The organism is Spirosoma gilvum (assembly GCF_054776815.1).
The window spans coordinates 355,689-375,269 of record NZ_BAAHBH010000006.1 but is presented as its reverse complement, the minus strand read 5'-3'; the positions used below and the strand labels follow the sequence as shown (position 1 = coordinate 375,269).

General features: G+C 49.7%; 12 protein-coding genes. All 12 read left to right on the top strand.

The window, feature by feature from the left end; genetic code table 11:
* Window positions 1-197: 197 nt before the first annotated feature.
* Window positions 198-4,247: a hybrid sensor histidine kinase/response regulator gene (locus ACYVFD_RS18030; RefSeq protein WP_461091762.1), complete on the top strand. Its 4,050-nt coding sequence runs from the start codon at window positions 198-200 to the stop codon at window positions 4,245-4,247.
* A 22-nt stretch (window positions 4,248-4,269) separates the two neighbouring features.
* Window positions 4,270-4,944 carry a fructose-6-phosphate aldolase gene (gene fsa / locus ACYVFD_RS18025; protein ID WP_461091760.1) on the top strand — a complete coding sequence of 225 codons (675 nt, stop codon included), beginning with the start codon at window positions 4,270-4,272 and terminating at the stop codon, window positions 4,942-4,944.
* A gap of 45 nt (window positions 4,945-4,989) precedes the next feature.
* Complete coding sequence (locus ACYVFD_RS18020) at window positions 4,990-7,461, top strand: glycoside hydrolase family 95 protein (protein ID WP_461091758.1); 2,472 nt, start codon at window positions 4,990-4,992, stop codon at window positions 7,459-7,461.
* A 116-nt stretch (window positions 7,462-7,577) separates the two neighbouring features.
* Window positions 7,578-9,260 carry a glycoside hydrolase family 43 protein gene (locus ACYVFD_RS18015; RefSeq protein WP_461091756.1) on the top strand — a complete coding sequence of 561 codons (1,683 nt, stop codon included), beginning with the start codon at window positions 7,578-7,580 and terminating at the stop codon, window positions 9,258-9,260.
* A gap of 53 nt (window positions 9,261-9,313) precedes the next feature.
* A complete protein-coding gene (locus tag ACYVFD_RS18010) occupies window positions 9,314-9,886 on the top strand; it encodes a VOC family protein (RefSeq protein WP_461091754.1) in 573 nt (190 codons plus the stop codon).
* A 142-nt stretch (window positions 9,887-10,028) separates the two neighbouring features.
* On the top strand, window positions 10,029-11,606 hold the full coding sequence (locus tag ACYVFD_RS18005) for a glycoside hydrolase family 43 protein (protein ID WP_461091752.1): 1,578 nt from the start codon (window positions 10,029-10,031) through the stop codon (window positions 11,604-11,606).
* Window positions 11,607-11,745: 139 nt separating this feature from the next.
* Window positions 11,746-12,597 (top strand): sialate O-acetylesterase, encoded by an 852-nt coding sequence (locus ACYVFD_RS18000; protein ID WP_461091750.1) that lies wholly within the window; start codon window positions 11,746-11,748, stop codon window positions 12,595-12,597.
* Between the two features lie 144 nt (window positions 12,598-12,741).
* On the top strand, window positions 12,742-13,677 hold the full coding sequence (locus tag ACYVFD_RS17995) for an alpha/beta hydrolase (protein ID WP_461091748.1): 936 nt from the start codon (window positions 12,742-12,744) through the stop codon (window positions 13,675-13,677).
* Between the two features lie 146 nt (window positions 13,678-13,823).
* The gene (locus ACYVFD_RS17990; RefSeq protein ID WP_461091746.1) at window positions 13,824-14,987 is read left to right on the top strand and encodes an alpha/beta hydrolase-fold protein; all 1,164 of its coding nucleotides are present in this window, start codon (window positions 13,824-13,826) and stop codon (window positions 14,985-14,987) included.
* Window positions 14,988-14,999: 12 nt separating this feature from the next.
* Window positions 15,000-16,079 carry an alpha/beta hydrolase gene (locus ACYVFD_RS17985; RefSeq protein ID WP_461091745.1) on the top strand — a complete coding sequence of 360 codons (1,080 nt, stop codon included), beginning with the start codon at window positions 15,000-15,002 and terminating at the stop codon, window positions 16,077-16,079.
* A 205-nt stretch (window positions 16,080-16,284) separates the two neighbouring features.
* The gene (locus tag ACYVFD_RS17980) at window positions 16,285-17,403 is read left to right on the top strand and encodes an alpha/beta hydrolase-fold protein (protein WP_461091743.1); all 1,119 of its coding nucleotides are present in this window, start codon (window positions 16,285-16,287) and stop codon (window positions 17,401-17,403) included.
* Window positions 17,404-17,617: 214 nt separating this feature from the next.
* Window positions 17,618-19,504 carry an alpha/beta hydrolase-fold protein gene (locus ACYVFD_RS17975; protein ID WP_461091948.1) on the top strand — a complete coding sequence of 629 codons (1,887 nt, stop codon included), beginning with the start codon at window positions 17,618-17,620 and terminating at the stop codon, window positions 19,502-19,504.
* Window positions 19,505-19,581: the final 77 nt, after the last annotated feature.

Below are 19,581 nucleotides of genomic sequence, written 5' to 3'. Positions count from 1 at the left end.
CAAAAAGTTACCCCCTATAACAAAACGTTACAGAGAATTCATAGAAACGAATAGTTGTTTGATGATTCTTACACAAGGGTCATACCAAAACAGACCTTACCAAGTAGGATACAGTAGTTACCTTACTAACGCTAACTTAGTTGCTAAACCAGTATGTCGGTATAGAGGTATCGGTGGCAAAGCAAAAAGTACAGTACATGAATTCCAGAGTTGTATTCCTGATTTTTTGGTTGTGGTGCCCATTTACCACACTAGCCCAATCCGGTAAACTGTTTACAGTCGAAAACGGTCTATCGGGTAGCGTCGTTAGCGACATCCACCAGGACCGAAGCGGTTTTTTATGGATTGCTACCGAAGATGGCTTAAACCGGTTTGATGGCATAAAATTCACCGTATACAGGCATGATAAAAAGAACGATACGGGAATTTTGAGTAATCTACTACAGACCCTGTTCGAAGATAAGTCGGGTAGAATGTATGTAGGTTCAATTGACGGATTGCAGTACTACGACCCAACCAGCGATTCCTTCCACAGAATCCCCCTCAAACTGAATGATCAGAGTATGGTAAGTACACGCGTGGTGAGCCTATGTGAACGGAAAAATGGGGATATTCTGGTTGGCACTTCAGGACGTGGTCTATTTAAACTTACCCGGAAGGGCGATCAACTTTGGGGGCAAAAGATGCACCTCGATGTTCATACCGATCTGATTGTCAAGCTTTTTGAAGATACGGAGCAAAACTTATGGGTATCCACAGAAGATAAAGGGTTATATCGATTTGATGGGCGCTCTGTCCGATCATTTTTTGTCTCCAAAAAAGTACAGAACAATGTAGTGAGGAGTATCTGCCAGGATCGATATGGGCGGCTGTTTGTCGGCAATATGAGCAGTGGATTATACCGATACGATCCGGCCAGTCAGACCTTCGTTGCCATTCCTTACAATGGGCGTACCGACTTGCCAATTGATGAGTTACTGGTTAATCGGAACAACCAAATCGTAATGGCCACCAGTGGAAAAGGGCTGAAGTATTTCGATCCGGCTACCAACAAAATTCTAGATTTGACTACGAATGTTACAAGCTTCGATTTTTCGAAATCCAAGGTGCATTCTATCCTCGAAGACAAAGCTGGCAATATATGGATCGGAATTTTCCAGAAGGGATTATTACTACTTTCAGGTAACCCCAATCGGTTCGGTTATATAGGCTACAAATCCGTAAGCAATAACACGATCGGCTCAAGCACGGTCATGGCTTTATTTGAGGATAGCGAAAAAACGATTTGGGTAGGCACCGATAATGACGGCTTATATGCGTTGTTACCGGGCTCTAACGCCAGCATACACTACCGAGCCGATACGGAGAGTGGACCAGTACCATCCAATATTATGGCCATTTATGAGGATTCAAGGAAAAATCTCTGGCTCGGCTCCTATCTAAATGGACTGGTACAATTTGACCGAAAAACAGGGAAAAGCCGCAACATCGGTAAGATTGTTGATAAAAACGGAGATAATGTCCAGCGAATCTTTAGTATCAAAGAAGATTCTCAACAGAGGCTGTGGGTGGCCACAATGGGGTCAGGCTTATTCTGCCTGGACCTTCGCTCTGGTAGCGTAAAAAGCTTTGATGCACTACCCAGCAAACTATACCAACCGACCTATAACCAAATCCCGAATAACTGGATCAACTGCCTGCTCGTTTCCAAAGACAATAAGTTATTTATTGGCACCTTCGATGGCCTGGCCTGTCTGGATCTGGATACAGAAAATTTTGTCTCCACCTTTGGTTCTAACAACCTGCTAAGAAGTGTCGTAATCTATTCGCTGTTTGACGACAATAAGGGCAATTTGTGGTTAGGTACATCCCAGGGATTGAAACGACTCACCCGTTCAACCAGGGAGATTACCTCGTTTGATATAGACAACGGCTTACCAAGCAGCCTGATCTCCGCCATCCGGGGCGACAACGACGGGCATTTATGGCTAAGTACCAACCGGGGGTTGTCGAGGATGGATCTGGAAACCAATACGTTTGTCAATTTTTACTCAGCCGACGGACTACAAGGAAATGAATTCAGCCAGGGAGCGTCTATAGAAACGGATAATGGAGAGCTTTATTTGGGCGGAGTAAACGGCATTACCCATTTTAAACCCGATAAGATACGAATTGCCACGAAACGCCCGTCGGTCCAGATTGTTGATCTCTACATTCACGATAAGCCAGTACGTAAAGGGACAATGTCAGGTGGCTATCAAGTCGTCGATACGACCGTCAATAGTGCCAGCGAATTCAACTTATCCCATCAGGACAACTCATTCACGCTGGAGTTTTCAACGATGGATTTTATTGATGCCGAACGGGTATCCTACTTATATTCCATCAATAACAATGGTTGGGTAGAATTGCGCTCAGGCTCCAGTCGGCTGACTTTCGATAACTTATCCCCCGGCACATACGAATTTCGGTTCAAGGCCAAAGCCAATAAAGCCACGTCTGCCCAGCATCAGGTAACAATCTTTATTCATCCGGCCTGGTATTTATCGGTCTGGGCAAAGCTTGCCTATGGTTTACTGATCCTGATCCTGTCGGGGCTGGCGTATCGGATGATCCGAAACCGGCGTCGGATCAGGGAAGAACGACTGGCTCATCAACGGCAGGAAGAGGTCAATGAAGCCAAGCTCCAGTTTTTCATCAACATTGCCCACGAAATACGTACACCACTGACACTGGTTGTCAGTCCTCTACAAAAACTGATTACCCACGATCAGGACAGGGAGCGCAGGTACCTGTACGATATTATGGGTCGGAACACAAAACGGTTACTGGATCTGGTGAACCAGTTAATGGACATCCGCAAGATTGAAAAAGGGCAAATGACCTTACAGGAGGCTCGTGTGGATATGGTTCAGTTTACGAGCGAAATCTGTCAGTTATTCGAGGAACAGACACAGGCCAAACAAATTCACTTTGTTACGGATTTTCCGACAGATAAGGTTTTTGCCCGCATTGACCCACAGAATTTTGATAAGGTGCTCATCAATATCCTGTCGAATGCATTCAAATTTACCCCTGTCGACGGAACAATTCGGGTAGCCCTGGCCGTAAAGCGATCTGTGCAGAAACCAGACCAGAATCAACAGGATTTAGTCATAATGATCGAAGACTCCGGCCTGTTTATCAATGAGAACGAGAAGGAACGGATATTCGAATGCTTCTACCAATCGGCAGATCACCGCGATTATAATCAATACGGTACGGGCATAGGGCTTCATTTAGTCAAACAACTCGTTGAACTGCATGGCGGAACCATTAAGGTCGAAAACAAGACGTCCATCGGCTGCTGTTTTTCCATAACCTTACCTGCCGTCGAAGTTGTTGCCCCTGAACTCCTACCCGCGTTGCCATTAGCGCCAGGCTCCGAAAGCCTGTATGAATCCAAAGCAGAAGAACCATCAGGAGCGAGGGTTAAACGAAAATCGAAACGCGTGGTCATTGCCGACGACGACAGCGAAATATGTGAGTATCTCTTTGACGAATTATCTGGTGAGTACAGCGTGTTTGCCTATGCCAATGGTGAGGAAGCTTATAAAGGCATCCTGAAAGAAAAACCGGATCTGGTTGTCAGTGACGTTATGATGCCCGTGATGGATGGCATGGCGCTTTGCCGTAAAATGAGAGCCAATCCCTTGATCAATCACATACCGATTGTGTTGTTAACGGCCAAAACGGAGGAGTCGAGTAATGTTCAGGGGCTTGAGCTGGGCGCCGACGCTTACATTACCAAACCGTTCAATATTGACATATTATTGAAAACCGTTCAGGGTTTGATCAAAAACAGGCAACTCCTGAAAAATAATGAAAATGAGCAGCAATATCAGGACGAGTTTATTTCTAAGATCAGCATTAAGGCTGCGGAGGAAAAGTTGCTGGAGAAGGTCCATCTCGTGATCAATAAAAACCTGGCCAATCCTGAGTTGAGTGTCGAAATGATTGCGGGTGAAATAGGCATTAGCCGGGTGCATTTGCACCGTAAACTGAAAGAACTGACCAATCTAACAACCCGGGATCTAATACGAAACATTCGATTAAAACAGGCAGCTAACTTACTAACAACTAAAGGATTAAGCATTTCAGAAGTCTCTTTTGCTGTAGGTTACTCGAACGTAAACAATTTTTCGGTTGCGTTTAAAGAGCTATTTGGCGTATCGCCAACCGGATACTCAGCCCAACACTTGTCATGATCTCATACCCTTTGTAAGTATTATGAAATTTTTCATTGATACGGCTAACCTGACCGAGATTCAGGAAGCGGTCGAACTCGGCATACTGGATGGAGTCACTACGAACCCATCGCTACTGGCTAAAGAAGGCATACATGCTACGGAGCACCTTGTTACCCATTACGCAACAATCTGTAAACTCGTAAATGGGCCAATTTCAGCGGAACTGACGGCCACCGATTTTATGGGAATGATTCGGGAAGGGGAAGCCTTAGCCGATATTCACCCCAATATTATCGTAAAAGTGCCAATGACTAAAGAGGGCATTAAGGCCATCAACTATTTCAGCCAGATTGGGATACAAACCAACTGTACATTAGTATTCTCCGCTGGTCAGGCCATCGTAGCGGCTAAAGTTGGGGCTACTTATGTATCACCATTCATAGGCCGATTGGACACCATATCGATGGATGGACTGGAGCTAATTGCTGAGATCAACCAGATTTATCGCAACTACTTTAGTTTCAATACACAAATCCTGGCGGCTTCTGTCCGGCATCCTACCCATGTTGTTCAATGTGCTAAACTGGGTGCCGATGTAGTTACCTGTCCTTTGCATGTATTAACGGGACTGTTGAAATACCCCTTGACCAATACTGGACAGGAAAAATTCTCAAATGATTTTATCAACGTGAATGCCGGACAAGGATTGAATTAGATAATCTTCCTATATTATATCGAGCTTTACGATTCACCTAAACCGATGAGAATTCCTCTTAGTTTATTTTTCTTACTTTCCTTAACCGTTGTTAGTTTTTCACAAAATAAGCCAGCGCTAAAACTCTGGTACGACAAACCCTCTGGCCAGACCTGGGAGAATGCCTTACCCATTGGCAATGGCCGACTGGGCGCAATGATCTATGGCAACGTAGGCAAAGAAACCATCCAGCTCAATGAACATACCGTCTGGTCGGGTAGTCCCAACCGGAACGACAACCCCGACGCGTTGGCCGCCCTGCCCGAAATCCGGCAGTTGATTTTTGATGGGAAGCAGAAGGAAGCCGAGAAACTGGCTAATAAATCGATCATCACCAAAAAATCGCATGGGCAGATGTTTCAGCCGGTCGGTAGCTTTCATCTGACATTCGACGGACATGAGAAGTACAGTAATTATTACCGGGAACTGGATATTGAGCGAGCCATTGCAAAAACCTCGTACACCGTCGATGGGGTAACCTATACGCGTGAAGTACTGGCTTCTTTTCCAGATCGCGTTCTTGTGATGCAACTGACGGCCAGTAAGCCGGGTAAGCTGTCGTTTTCCGCTTCCTATTCCACACCACAACTCAACCCTGTTATTAAAGCATCGGGCAATGAAGTAACCATCGCTGGTACTACCTCCGACCACGAAGGCGTAAAAGGACTGGTCCGGTTCAAGGGGATTGCCCGAATCAAAACGCAGGGGGGCACTCTTTCCGCCAACGACTCCACACTGACCGTAAAAGGGGCCAGTACAGCTACAATTTATATCTCCATTGCCACTAATTTCAACAACTACAAAGATCTTGGAGGGGACGAAAACGCCCGCGCAAAAGCCTATCTGGATAAAGCGTATCCTAAAAGCTACGCGGCTATCCTGACTCCCCACGTGGCTGCTTATCAACACTATTTTAACCGTGTTAAACTCGACTTGGGCACGACCGAAGCGGCCAAGCTGCCGACCGATGAGCGACTGAAAAATTTCCGTTCGGTCAACGATCCTCAGTTAGTGACGATATACTACCAATACGGTCGATACCTACTGATTTCGTCTTCACAACCTGCCCGCGACGGCGAACTGGGGCAACCGGCTAACTTACAGGGGATCTGGAACAACAAAATGCGCCCACCCTGGGATAGCAAATACACCATCAATATCAACGCCCAGATGAACTACTGGCCAGCCGAGAAAACAGCCCTGGCTGAGCTGCATGAACCGTTTTTGCGGATGGTCCGGGAGTTGTCGGAAACGGGACAGGAAACCGCTAAGGTCATGTATGGCGCTGGTGGCTGGATGGCGCATCACAATACCGACATCTGGCGCATCAACGGGCCTGTCGATGGTGCATTCTGGGGTATGTGGACAGCCGGTGGTGGCTGGACCAGCCAGCATCTGTGGGAGCATTATCTGTACAATGGCGATAAGGCTTATCTGGCTTCAGTGTACCCAGTCTTAAGAGGAGCCGCCCAGTTTTACGCTGACTTTCTGGTTGAGCATCCGAAGTATCATTGGCTGGTCGTGAACCCCGGCACGTCGCCCGAGAACGCGCCGAAAGCCCACGAAGGCTCATCGCTGGATGCCGGTACGACGATGGACAATCAGATTGTATTCGACGTGTTCAGTACCGCGATCCGTGCGGCCGAGCTGCTAAAAAAAGATGCTGATTTTGTGGCCATGCTGAAACAAAAGCGGAGCAAACTGCCGCCCATGCACATCGGGCAACATGGTCAGTTGCAGGAATGGCTCGACGATGTCGACGATCCGAACGACAAGCATCGGCACGTTTCGCATTTATACGGCCTGTTTCCTTCCAATCAAATCTCGGCGTACCGTACGCCCGACTTATTCGGTGCCGCCAGAACGACACTGATCCACCGGGGCGACGTATCGACAGGCTGGAGTATGGGCTGGAAAGTGAACTGGTGGGCCAAGCTCCAGGATGGTAACCACGCTTATACGCTGATTCAGAATCAACTGACGCCGTTGGGCGTAACGAAAGAAGGAGGTGGTACGTATAATAACCTGTTTGATGCTCACCCACCATTCCAGATCGACGGAAATTTCGGCTGTACGTCGGGCATTACCGAAATGCTCATGCAAAGCAGCGATGGGAGCCTTCATCTGTTGCCTGCCCTACCCGATGTGTGGCCTACGGGTAGTATCAGCGGGTTACGGGCACGTGGCGGTTTTGAGGTGGTAAGCATGGAGTGGAAAGACGGTAAACTCACGAAGCTAGCTGTTAAGTCGAACCTGGGTGGTAACCTCCGCTTACGGGTGCCAAACACCATGAACGTTACTGGCGGAACATTGACGAAAGCAGCCGGCCCGAATGCCAACCCATTCTACACTCTCGAAGAGATACCCGCAGCCATCAAATCGCCCCAGGCAAACCTAACTTCCACATCATTGAAAGAAACGCAGCTTTACGATCTGGCTACCCAACCGGGTAAGGTTTACACGCTGGTGGGGCAGTAGGTTTTTGTCATCCCGTTTTTGTCATCCCGACGCAGGAGGGATCTTCGGGACGGATATTGTCAGTAGCTACCGAAGATCCCTCCTGCGTCGGGATGACAAAAACACTCAAATACAAAATGAGAAAATTAATTTTTGCTGTAGCCTTAATCACAGTTCTTACCGGCCAGAGCCAAACGACTTCCGCCCAAACCACCCTGGTCAACCCAATTCTGACCGGATTTTATCCCGACCCCAGCATTGTGAAGGTCGGCCCTGACTATTACTTGATTAACTCGACGTTTTCGTACTTCCCTGGCATTCCGGTCATGCATAGCAAAGACCTGAAAAACTGGAAGCAGATTGGCAACGTGATCGACCGCCCCGAACAAATGGATTTCATGGGTGAGCGCCTGACACGCGGGCTATTTGCACCGGGCATCAGCTATTACAAGGGTACATTCTACGTCACCTGCACCGACATCGACCACGACGGCAACTTTGTTGTTACGGCCAAAAATCCGGCTGGGCCATGGAGCAACCCTGTTAAACTGCCGCAGGTTCGGGGTATCGATCCATCCATCTACTTCGACGAAGGCACCGACAAAGCGTACATCCTCTATAACAGCGACGCTCCCGACCGTAAGCCACTCTACTCCGGCCACCGAACCATTCGGATGTATGAGTTCGATTACCAGAATCTGAAAGTGGTTGGCGAAGAAAAGCAGTTGGTCAATGGTGGGGTGGATCTGTCGAAAAAGCCTGTCTGGATTGAAGGGCCGCACATTCTGAAGCACAACGGTTGGTACTACCTCTACGCAGCCGAAGGCGGCACGTCGGTTAATCACTCCGAAGTCGTATTACGGAGCAAAGACGTCTGGGGACCATACGTACCGTTTGAAGGGAATCCGATCCTGACGCAGCGTGAGTTGCCCGCCGACCGGAAAGATGCCATTACATCGGCCGGTCACGCCCAATTTGTGGAAGGCCCCGACGGCAAATGGTATTCGATCTTCCTGGCCGTCCGACCCTACGAAGGCGACTTCTACAACACAGGTCGTGAAACCTTCATTGCCCCCCTCACCTGGACAAACGACTGGCCCATGATTGAGCATGGCGAAAAGGCCATTTCATATAGCTACCCGGTTAATTTCAAAGAAGTTAAACAGAAAGGAGCGTTGCCGCAATCGGGCAATTTCGCCTACACCATCAACTTTGATAAAGGACTGGACCCCTCGTTTTTGTTCATGCGTACCATCGACAAAAGCTCATTTTCGGTTTCGCCAAAGCAGGGCTTAACGCTAAAGCTGAAACCCGAAACGGTAATGGACCTGGGCAATCCGTCCTTCGTCGGCAAGCGCCAGCAGCATCTGTATAGCACAGCCGAAACCGAGCTTACCTTTGCGCCCAAATCGGATAAAGAGAAAGCCGGTTTCATGATCTTACAGGACGAAGGGCATTTTTATTTCCTGTGTAAATCGAAAGCGCAGGATAAAGACGTGCTGCAACTCTATCAAAGTAAGCCCCGATCAAAGGAGATGGAACTGCTGACCGAAGTACCGCTGGACGACAAGACGGGCAAAGTGGGCCTACGGATTGCATCGCAGGGCGATAGCTACAGTTTTTACTATGCCACCGACGCTAAAAACTGGCAGCTTCTGAAAGATAAGGTAGATGGCAAACTCCTGAGTACCAAAGTAGCGGGTGGGTTTATCGGCTGTTTGTATGGTCTGTATGCTACATCATCGGGGGAGCAAACGACCAATACAGCTTCATTCCAGTATCTGAAATATCAGGGTGATGACCCAATGTTAAAGAGGTAAGTTACCTTCTAAAAGATTAGCCAATTAACTACCTCAAGTCAAACTTGTAAAAAATGAAAATCATGTTAGCTAAAGCACTGGAAATGAAGATCGACCGAAATTGTGTCAAATTTACACTACTCAAAATTAGTATTTTTCTCATTGGCCTTGGTTTATCAATTGATGGATCGGCCCAATCCAACTTCACTAGCAAAGTCATTGGCGTAGGCGTCGTTGTCGCCGACATCGACCGCTCGCTGGACTTCTACGTTAATGGCATCGGCATGGTCAAAACGGGTAGCTTCACCATCAATGAAGATTTTGGGAAACGTTCCGGCCTGACCAACGGTGTAGCCACGAACGTGACCATTCTGAAACTCGAAAACAGTTCCGAAGCCACCGACTGGAAACTGATGAGTTTTGGCAGTAAACCCTCGCATCCCAAACCAAAGCATATTCAGGACGACACAGGTATGCAGTACATCACCATTCAGGTAAAAGCGCTGAAACCCATCATTGAACGACTGACGCAAATGAAGGTACCGTTTCTGGGGAGTACCCCGACGCCGTTGAATGCGAAAGCGCACTTTGTCTTCGTGCAGGACCCCGACGGCAATTTTATTGAACTGATTGGTCCAATAGAATAAGCCATTTTCTGCCATCCCTTTTTTGTCATCCCGACGCAGGAGGGATCTTCGGAATAGACATAGTGAATAGCTACCGAAGATCCCTCCTGCGTCGGGATGACAAAAAAGGAACAACAGAAGTATCTCACAATAAAGTGCTTATATGAAAACCCTCCTTTTTCGTTCTGGTTTACTGGCCGTTTGGCTTCTACTGATGCAGTTCTCAGTAAGAGCGCAAACGGCACGTAACCCGATCATTTTTGCCGATGTGCCGGATATGGCCATGATTCGGGTGGGCAACACGTACTACATGAGTAGCACGACCATGCACCTGAGTCCGGGCTTGCCGATCATGAAATCGAAGGACCTGGTTAACTGGCAGATGGTCGGGTATGCCTACGACACGCTGGCCAGTGTTGATGCGCTAAACCTGACCAATGGCAAGAGTACCTACGGGCGGGGTTCGTGGGCCAGCAGTTTGCGGTATCACAAAGGCATGTATTACGTGACCACCTTCGCGCAAACCACGGGCAAGACCTATATCTACACGACTAAGGACATCGAAAAAGGCCCCTGGAAAGAAGTCTCCTTTAAGCCATCTTACCACGACCACAGCCTGTTTTTTGATGACGACGGTCGAACGTATCTGATCTATGGAGCGGGCAAACTCAAAATACTGGAACTCAATGCCGATGCGTCGGGCGTGAAACCTGGCACCACCGAGCAGGTTTTGATCGAAAACGCCAGCGCTCCATCAGGTACAGGCGGTGGCTTGCCTGCCGAAGGATCGCAGCTTTTTAAAGTCAACGGTAAGTATTATCTGTTCAACATCACCTGGCCCAAAGGCGGAATGCGAACGGTGGTCATTCACCGCGCCGATGGCCTTAGGGGGCCGTGGGAAGGGCGAGTGGCCTTGCAGGATATGGGCGTGGCTCAGGGCGGTTTAATCGATACGCCCGATGGAAAATGGTACGCCTATCTCTTCCGCGATTTCGGCGGTGTAGGGCGTATTCCGTATCTGGTTCCGGTCAAGTGGGAAGACGGCTGGCCAGTGCTGGGTGAAAACGGTAAAGTCCCCGAAACGCTTGACCTTCCGGTCAGTAAGGGCCTGATCCCCGGCATTGTGCATTCCGACGAATTTACGCGTAAAAAGGGAGAAGCGGCCCTACCGCTGGTCTGGCAGTGGAACCACAACCCCGACAACCGCCTATGGTCGGTGACGGAACGGAACGGCTTCCTTCGTCTGAAAACCGGGCGGATTGATACCTCATTTGTACTGGCACGCAACACACTCACGCAGCGCACCATCGGCCCGGAATGTTCAGGCTCTACCTTGCTCGAAGTGTCGAACCTGAAAGACGGCGATTTGGCAGGATTGAGTCTGTTGCAGAAAAATTACGGTCTGGTCGGCGTAAAGCGGGAAAATGGACAAAACGCCATAGTGATGGTTAGTGCGGCTACCGGAAAGCCCGTCGAGGTGCAGCGAGTGCCGTTAGGCCAGAAAACGATCTATCTGAAAGCTGAATGCAACTTCCGGAATCGCAAAGACACGGCTCACTTCTTTTACAGCCTCGATGGTAAGTCCTGGACGCCGATTGGCGAACCGCTGAAAATGCCTTACACCATCCCGCATTTTATGGGCTATCGGTTCGGGTTGTTCGCCTACGCTACCCAGCAAATGGGCGGTTTCGCCGATTTCGATTATTTCCGAATTACGGACCAAATCGTTGAGAAAGAATGAAGACAATGATGGGAGTGCGCCGTTTTTGTCATGCTGAGGAAGGAATCGGACCGCCGAAGCGGCATCTTCGGATTAAGACTGATTTGTTATTAGCGAAGATGCTTCGTTCCTCAGCATGACAAAAACTAGCCTTTACAAAATGACAATGAACAAAATCTGTTTAATCGTACTCTTCGCTGTTACCGGTTTTAAGGGATACGCACAGGACAAAAACTTTTACATCTTCCTTTGCTTCGGCCAGTCGAACATGGAAGGCAATGCCAAAATAGAGCCGCAGGATACGGTCGATGTGAACAGCCGATTTCAGGTACTGGAAGCCGTCGACTGTCCTGCCCTGAACCGGAAAATGGGCCAGTGGTATACCGCCGTTCCACCCTTGTGCCGCTGCCGAACTGGCCTTACGCCCGCCGATTACTTTGGCCGTGAGCTGGTTGCGAATTTGCCCGAAAAGGTCCGGGTGGGCGTCATCAATGTGGCGGTGGGCGGCTGTAAAATCGAGCTGTTCGATAAAGACCATTACGAGTCGTACACGACCAATGTGCCGGGCTGGATGAAAAACTTTATCAAGGAATACGGCGGAAATCCATACGCCCGACTCGTTGAAATGGCGAAGCTGGCCCAGAAAGATGGCGTCATCAAAGGGGTTCTGCTACATCAGGGCGAATCGAACACCAACGATACGTTGTGGACGAAAAAAGTGAAAGTCGTGTACGACAATCTGATGAACGACCTGGATCTGAAGCCCAGAAAAGTGCCGTTGCTGGCTGGCGAAACGGTCAATGCCGATCAAGGTGGCATCTGTGCAAGCATGAACAGGATCATTGCCACGCTTCCGCAAACCATCAAAAACGCACACGTGATCTCCTCGGCGGGCTGTACCGACGCGGCCGACAACCTGCATTTCAATGCCGCCGGATACCGGGAGTTAGGCAAACGATACGCTGCGGAAATGCTGACATTGCTGGGTCACAAACCGATTGTCACGAATTAGAAGAATGTTAGCTACGCGACTAATATACGCTTGTCTTTGTCATCCCGAAGAACGAGGGATCTTCGGATGCCTTATTTAGCCTCTCTCGAAGATCCCTCGTTCCTCGGGATGACAAAGACTCTGAATTGCATAAACCCTATTGATATGAAACGCTTTAATTTGGGAGATAAAGTAAGAAAAGTAACCCCGCTGGCCGCGTTAGTTGGCTGGCTGTTGGGTTCTCCTTTGGCGGCAACTGCTCAGGAAATTATCCCGTTGTACCCAGCCGAGATTCCTAATTCAAAAGTATCAGATGTACAGGAATCAGGGGCAGCAACGGGTGTCTTGAAGGGCATTACCAAACCCACGCTTGAGTACTACAAACCCGCAGCCGATAAAGCGTCTGGTACGGCTGTCGTCATCATTCCGGGCGGGGGCTATGGGGTCGTAGTGTATCAGGGCGAAGGCATAAACATTGCCAAAGCTTTCGCTGAAAAAGGGGTGGCAGCTTTCATCCTGAAATACCGTCTACCCAGCGATGTTATCATGCCCGATAAGAAAATTGGTCCGTTGCAGGATGCCCAGCAAGCCATAAAACTGGTTCGCGAGAATGCTGAAAAATGGGGTGTCGATAAGGCCAGAATTGGCGTCATAGGTTTTTCGGCGGGTGGGCATCTGGCCTCAACGGTGGCTACGCATTTTGAAAAATCGTATGTCGAAAACAGCCAAAACACTAGCCTGCGTCCCGATTTCCAGATTCTGGTTTATCCGGTCATTAGCATGCAGGATAGCCTGACACACGGGGGCTCGCACGATAATCTGCTGGGGAAAAATCCGTCGCGACAGGACGTCGAACTTTTCTCCAATGAGTTGCAGATTCGGGCCAATACACCACCCACCTACCTAACCCACGCGGCCGACGACAAACTGGTCGATGTAGATAACAGCATTGTCTATTTCGAAAAACTCCGGCACCAGAACGTACCGGTCGAAATGCACATCTATCCGAAAGGCGATCACGGGTTTATTTTCCGGCATCCCGGCTGGATGGAACCGCTGTTTGCCTGGATGAAACAGAATAACTGGATCAATAAAGAATAGTCTGTTGACTGCGCACAAGCAAATTACATAATGTGCTTAATCTTTTGTTTCATTAACTGTTTTTGTCATGGCTCCGGCCACCTGGCCCGACGCAGGAGGGATGGCAGAAAAATGATAAATGATTTACTTCTAAACCTTGATGAACGATGACTAAACAACTAATCCGTCGAATAGGGCTTTTCTGGACCCTGTTTGGCCTGTATCTGGGGGCACTCGGCCAGCCGCCCCGTGGCCCGCTGGTGGTATCGCCCCAGGTGAACGCCGACAAGTCCGTTACGTTCCGGTATCTGGCTCCGCAGGCCAAAGATGTGCAACTCAGCGCACAGTTTGAAAAAGCACCCGTTCCTATGACCAAAGATGCGCAGGGAATCTGGAGCGTGACAGTAGGCCCGGTGAAGCCTGATATTTACCCCTACAGTTTTCGGGTCGATGGCGTCACGGTCATGGACCCGGCCAATGTCGCTTTTTTCCCCAACGAGCGATTTAAAGCCAGCCTGGTCGATGTGCCGGGCGATACACCCCTGATCCACGCCATGCGTGACGTGCCCCATGGCTCGGTCAATTACGAATACTACCCGTCAATGGAAGGCACGACTGGCTCGCTGGTTGTGTATACGCCACCGGGTTATGACCAGAATCCAACCAAAAAATATCCCGTGTATTACCTCATCAGTGGCACGACGGATACCGAAGAAACCTTTTTCAAAGTCGGCAAAACTAACCTAATTCTGGACAATCTGATTGCGGAAGGTAAAGCCAAACCGATGATCATCGTGATGCCCTATGGCAATATTGCTGCGCGGGTAGCCGAGCAAAAGGGCGGCTCAAAACCTGCCGATCCGACCGTTCGGGATGGGGCCGATGCCGTAAAGCGGGCTAATGACTTCGCCACCGATCTGGTGACCAACGTGATTCCCTACACGGAGAAAGCGTACCGGGCCATCCCCAACCGGGAGAGCCGGGCTATTGGCGGGTTTTCGCGTGGGGGCGGACAAACACTCCGAACCGCCTTCAACAACATGGACAAATTTGCGTGGGTATGTGCGTACAGTTCGTACCTGTCGCCCCAGGAGATGGACGGCAATTTCAGCCAGATCGTGGCCAAGCCCGAACAGACCAACAAACAACTGAAACTGCTGTGGGTGAGCGTAGGAAGCGACGATTTTCTGTACAAGGGTACGGTGGAGTTTATGGATTACCTGAAAGCGAAACAGGTGAATTTCAAAAGCCTGATTACCGACGGTGGCCATACCTGGATGAATGTGAAAACGTACGTAGCTGCCACTACTCCGCTGCTGTTCCAACAATAACCCCTTACGCCCATGAAACGCATTCTATCTATACTGAAAGTCGTTCTTATTTCGGGGATTACGGCGTTGGCTCAGCAACGTCCACCTGCCATCAGTTCGCCTGATGTACACCCCGACCACAGCATTACGTTCCGGTATTTTTCCCGTAATGCCAAAAAAGTCATGTTGTCCGGCGAATTTCTGAAAGCTCCGGTCGCCCTGACCAAAGACACGTCGGGTATCTGGAGTGTAACGGTGCCGCCCGTCAAACCCGACATTTATCCGTATAGCTTTACGGTCGATAGCGTTCAACTGGCCGACCCGAGCAACACCTACATTTTTGCCAACGAACGTTTCAAGCGGAGCATCGTCGATGTGCCGGGCGATCAGCCGCTGGTCCATTCGCTCCAGAATGGACCCCACGGCAAAATCAACTACCGCTACTACAAGTCGGGTACACTGGGAACGACCCGTCAATTGCTGGTGTACACACCACCCGGATTTAACCCGAACGGCAAGATAAAATACCCAGTGCTATACCTGATTCATGGCGGCTCCGACACCGAAGAAACCTGGACCAAAGTAGGCCGCGCTAATCTGATTGCCGATAACCTGATCGCCCAGGGCAAAGCCAAACCCATGCTGATTGTGATGCCTTATGGTAATGTTCGACCGGCTCCGATGCCCGATTTTACGAAAGATATGGTAGCTGACATCGTTCCATTTGTCGAAGCCAACTATCCGGTGATCAAAGAGAGCAAAGGGCGGGCGGTGGCTGGTTTCTCCGTCGGTGGTGGGCAAACACTGAACATTGGACTGACCAACCCCTCTACGTTTGCCTACATCTGCTCGTATGCGCCGTATACGGCTACCGAGGAGTTTCAGAAGAACTTCACCAACTGGTCGCCGGATGCCAACAAGATCAATAGCCAACTGAAATTATTTACGATCAGTGTGGGTACCGAAGATTTTCTATACGAACCGGTGAAAAAGAACATCGCCATGTTCGAAGAGAAGAAAATCAAGACAAAAAGCTACATCGTTCCCGGCGGCCATACCTGGATGAACTGCAAGCAGTATCTGGCAACCACGTTACAAGAGCTATTCAAGTGATGATTTTTTTATCATCCTCTTTGTCAGCGCGATTTTGTCATCCCGACCGGTCCGCCGGTGCGGCAGGAGGGGTCTTCGGGTGAGTTTGAAAAATCTCCGGCTACCGAAGATGCCGCTTCGGCGGTCCGATTCGTTCCTCAGCATGACAAAGAATCGTAATAATTCTAACCAGTTTCAATCTCATTCCCCTTAAACCAATAATTCCATGATTGCTAAACCATTAGCTGTACTCTTCGCAGCAGCATTGACAGGCGCTACCTGCCTTGCGCAGACAAGCCAGCCAACCATCGTTGAAGATTTCAAACCGTCCTCGCTGAATCAGCCGGGGCAGGAATACCCGCAGGTAAACTCGCAGGGCTATGCCCGATTCCGCATCAATGCGCCCAAAGCCGATAGTGTCCGGGTAAGCCTGGGGCTGGGCGGACGAGGTGGAACCATCCTTACCAAAGGGACTGACGGTTTCTGGACCGGTACCACAGCCGGGCCGATGGATGAAGGCTTTCATTACTACAACGTAACCATCGACGGTGGCAAGTTCAATGACCCCGGCACGTTGAATTTCTACGGTTCTGTTCGCTGGGAAAGCGGCATTGAGATTCCGGCGCACGACCAGGATTTTTATGCGTTGAAGGATGTTCCGCACGGAATGGTGCAGCAAGTGCTGTTCCCCTCAAAAAGCACCAATACATCCCGTCGGGCTTTTGTGTATACACCACCGGGCTACGAGAAAGAAAAATCGAAAAAGTATCCAGTGCTGTATCTGCAACACGGCTGGGGCGAAGACGAGACGGCCTGGAGCAACCAGGGACACGCCAACCTGATCATGGACAACCTGATTGCCGAAGGAAAGATCAAGCCGTTTATCATCGTAATGACCTACGGCATGACCAACGAGGTGAAGTTTGGCAAAATCAGAGAATTTAAAATCGACCCGTTCCAAACGGTGCTGCTCGACGAATTGATCCCGTACGTTGACGCGAACTTTCGCACGCTGACCAACCGCGATAATCGGGCGATGGCGGGTCTGTCGATGGGTGGTATGGAAACCAAAATGATCACCCTCAATAAGCCAGATAAGTTTGGGTATTACGGTCTGCTTAGCGGTGGCGTCTACGCGCCCGATGACTTCAAGGACAAGGCAAAACCGAAGCTCGTTTTCATTAGCTGCGGCAGCAAAGAACGGCCCGACGGTGTACAGAAATCGATTACCGACCTGAAAGCGGCTGGCTACAACGCCGTTTCATACATTTCCGACAAAACCGCCCACGAATTCCAGACCTGGCGTCGAAGCCTGCACGAGCTGGCACCGTTGCTGTTCAACTAAAACGATTTCTTTTTCGATGGCATTTCTGTCATCCCGACCGGGACGTGTAGTTGCAGGAGGGATCTTCGCTGACGGACAGTTCTTTCGACTAACCCGAAGATCCCTCCTATCGTCGGGATGACAAAAAATCCTGTAAATCCTGTCGAAAAAAACCTTTAAAACCATGATGAAAAGTTTATCCATAAAAAGGTCGTATCTGGCCATTGCCCTGCTGATGGGATCGGCAGCCTATGCACAGCCCATCGACAAAGAAATGCCGAAAGGCTTTGATCAGGCACAAACGGGCATTGCTACCGGCAAGCTCGATACCATCCGGTACGAATCGAAAACGGTAGGAACTACCCGTAAAGCATTGGTGTACACCCCACCGGGTTTCAATAAAAAGACCAAATATCCGGTCCTGTACCTCTTACACGGCATTGGGGGCGACGAGAAGGAATGGCTGAACGGCGGGAAGCCGCAGGTGATTCTCGACAACCTGTATGCCCAGAAGAAAATACAGCCAATGATTGTGGTCATGCCGAACGGTCGGGCCATGAAAGACGACCGCGCTGTAGGCAATGTTTTCGACCGGGAGAAAGTAGAAGCCTTTGCCACCTTTGAAAAAGACCTGCTCAACGACCTGATTCCGTTCATTGAAAAGAAATACCCAACCCTGACCGACCGCGAGCACCGCGCCATTGCCGGGCTGTCGATGGGTGGCGGGCAGTCGCTGAATTTTGGGCTGGGCAATCTGGACAAGTTTGCCTGGGTAGGTGGTTTCTCATCGGCGCCCAACACGAAGCCCCCACAGGAACTGATGCCCAATCCGGCAGAGACCAAAAAGAAGCTGAAACTGCTCTGGATTTCTTGCGGTGATGCCGATGGCCTGATTACGTTCAGCAAGCGAACCCACGATTATCTGTACCAGAACGATGTGCTGCATATCTATTATATCGAGCCGGGCGTGCACGATTTCAAAGTCTGGAAAAACGGGCTGTACATGTTCTCCCAGTTTCTGTTTAAGCCAGTCGATAATACCACGTTGACCAAATACACCTTACTGGGTTCACCTGCAGCTACGAACATACGCAATGCCAAATACCCGCAGATTCTGCCCGACAACCGGGTCATGTTTCGGGTAAAAGCACCCGATGCGCAGAAAGTCCAGATTGATTTAGGCAAAAAATACGATATGGTTAAAGATACGGCCGGGTTCTGGAACGTAACCACCGATTCCGTTAGTCGCGGCTTTCATTACTACTCAGTCCTGATAGACGGTGTTGCCGTTGTCGACCCGGCCAGCGAAACGTTCTACGGCATGGGTCGCATGGCCAGCGGCATCGAAATACCGGACAAAGACGAAGGATATTATGCCCTGAAAGACGTTCCCCACGGCGACATCCGCATCAAACGCTACCTCTCGAAAGCCTCAAATTCCTGGCGCGAAATGTACGTCTACACGCCACCGGGCTACGATAAGTCAACCGAGAAGTATCCAGTACTCTACCTGTTGCACGGCGGGGGCGAAGATCAACGAGGCTGGGCCACGCAGGGACGAACCAATCTCATTCTGGATAACCTGATCGCTGAAAACAAGGCCAAACCCATGCTGATCGTCATGCTTGATGGCAACATGAACATGCAGGGTGGCCTGGCAGGTTTCAATGAAAACGTACTGCGGATGTTTGAGAACGAGCTGAAACAGGGTGCCATTCCGTTTGTGGAAAGCAATTTCCGGGTCGAAACCGATGCGAAAAGTCGGGCGTTGGCGGGTCTGTCGATGGGCGGTTTGCAGACGCTGTATGCCGGTATCAAAAACACCACTCTGTTTTCAAGCCTGGGTGTGTTCAGTTCGGGCTGGTTTGCCAACAATCCCAAGCTTTCCGATCCGCAGTATGCTTTCATGAAAGAGAATGCCAGCACCATCAATAACAACCTGAAACAGTTCTGGATTTCGATGGGTGGTAAGGAAGACATTGCCTATCAGAATTGCCAGGTCATGATGAAGAAATTTGACGAGATAGGTGTAAAGTACCAGTACAGCGAATACGCGGGTGGTCATACCTGGCCCGTCTGGCGACACGATCTGTACATGTACAGCCAGTTGCTGTTTAAGTAAAAGGCAAAGATGCCGTCTGTTTTTGTCATCCGTTTTTTGTCATCCCGACGAAGGAGGGATCTTTGGAATAAACAGTG

Coding starts and splice junctions, on each gene's coding strand:
- ACYVFD_RS18030 (WP_461091762.1), top strand. CDS start 198: ATGAATTCCAGAGTTGTATTCCTGATTTTTTGGTTGTGGTGCCCATTT.
- fsa (WP_461091760.1), top strand. CDS start 4,270: ATGAAATTTTTCATTGATACGGCTAACCTGACCGAGATTCAGGAAGCG.
- ACYVFD_RS18020 (WP_461091758.1), top strand. CDS start 4,990: ATGAGAATTCCTCTTAGTTTATTTTTCTTACTTTCCTTAACCGTTGTT.
- ACYVFD_RS18015 (WP_461091756.1), top strand. CDS start 7,578: ATGAGAAAATTAATTTTTGCTGTAGCCTTAATCACAGTTCTTACCGGC.
- ACYVFD_RS18010 (WP_461091754.1), top strand. CDS start 9,314: ATGAAAATCATGTTAGCTAAAGCACTGGAAATGAAGATCGACCGAAAT.
- ACYVFD_RS18005 (WP_461091752.1), top strand. CDS start 10,029: ATGAAAACCCTCCTTTTTCGTTCTGGTTTACTGGCCGTTTGGCTTCTA.
- ACYVFD_RS18000 (WP_461091750.1), top strand. CDS start 11,746: ATGACAATGAACAAAATCTGTTTAATCGTACTCTTCGCTGTTACCGGT.
- ACYVFD_RS17995 (WP_461091748.1), top strand. CDS start 12,742: ATGAAACGCTTTAATTTGGGAGATAAAGTAAGAAAAGTAACCCCGCTG.
- ACYVFD_RS17990 (WP_461091746.1), top strand. CDS start 13,824: ATGACTAAACAACTAATCCGTCGAATAGGGCTTTTCTGGACCCTGTTT.
- ACYVFD_RS17985 (WP_461091745.1), top strand. CDS start 15,000: ATGAAACGCATTCTATCTATACTGAAAGTCGTTCTTATTTCGGGGATT.
- ACYVFD_RS17980 (WP_461091743.1), top strand. CDS start 16,285: ATGATTGCTAAACCATTAGCTGTACTCTTCGCAGCAGCATTGACAGGC.
- ACYVFD_RS17975 (WP_461091948.1), top strand. CDS start 17,618: ATGGGATCGGCAGCCTATGCACAGCCCATCGACAAAGAAATGCCGAAA.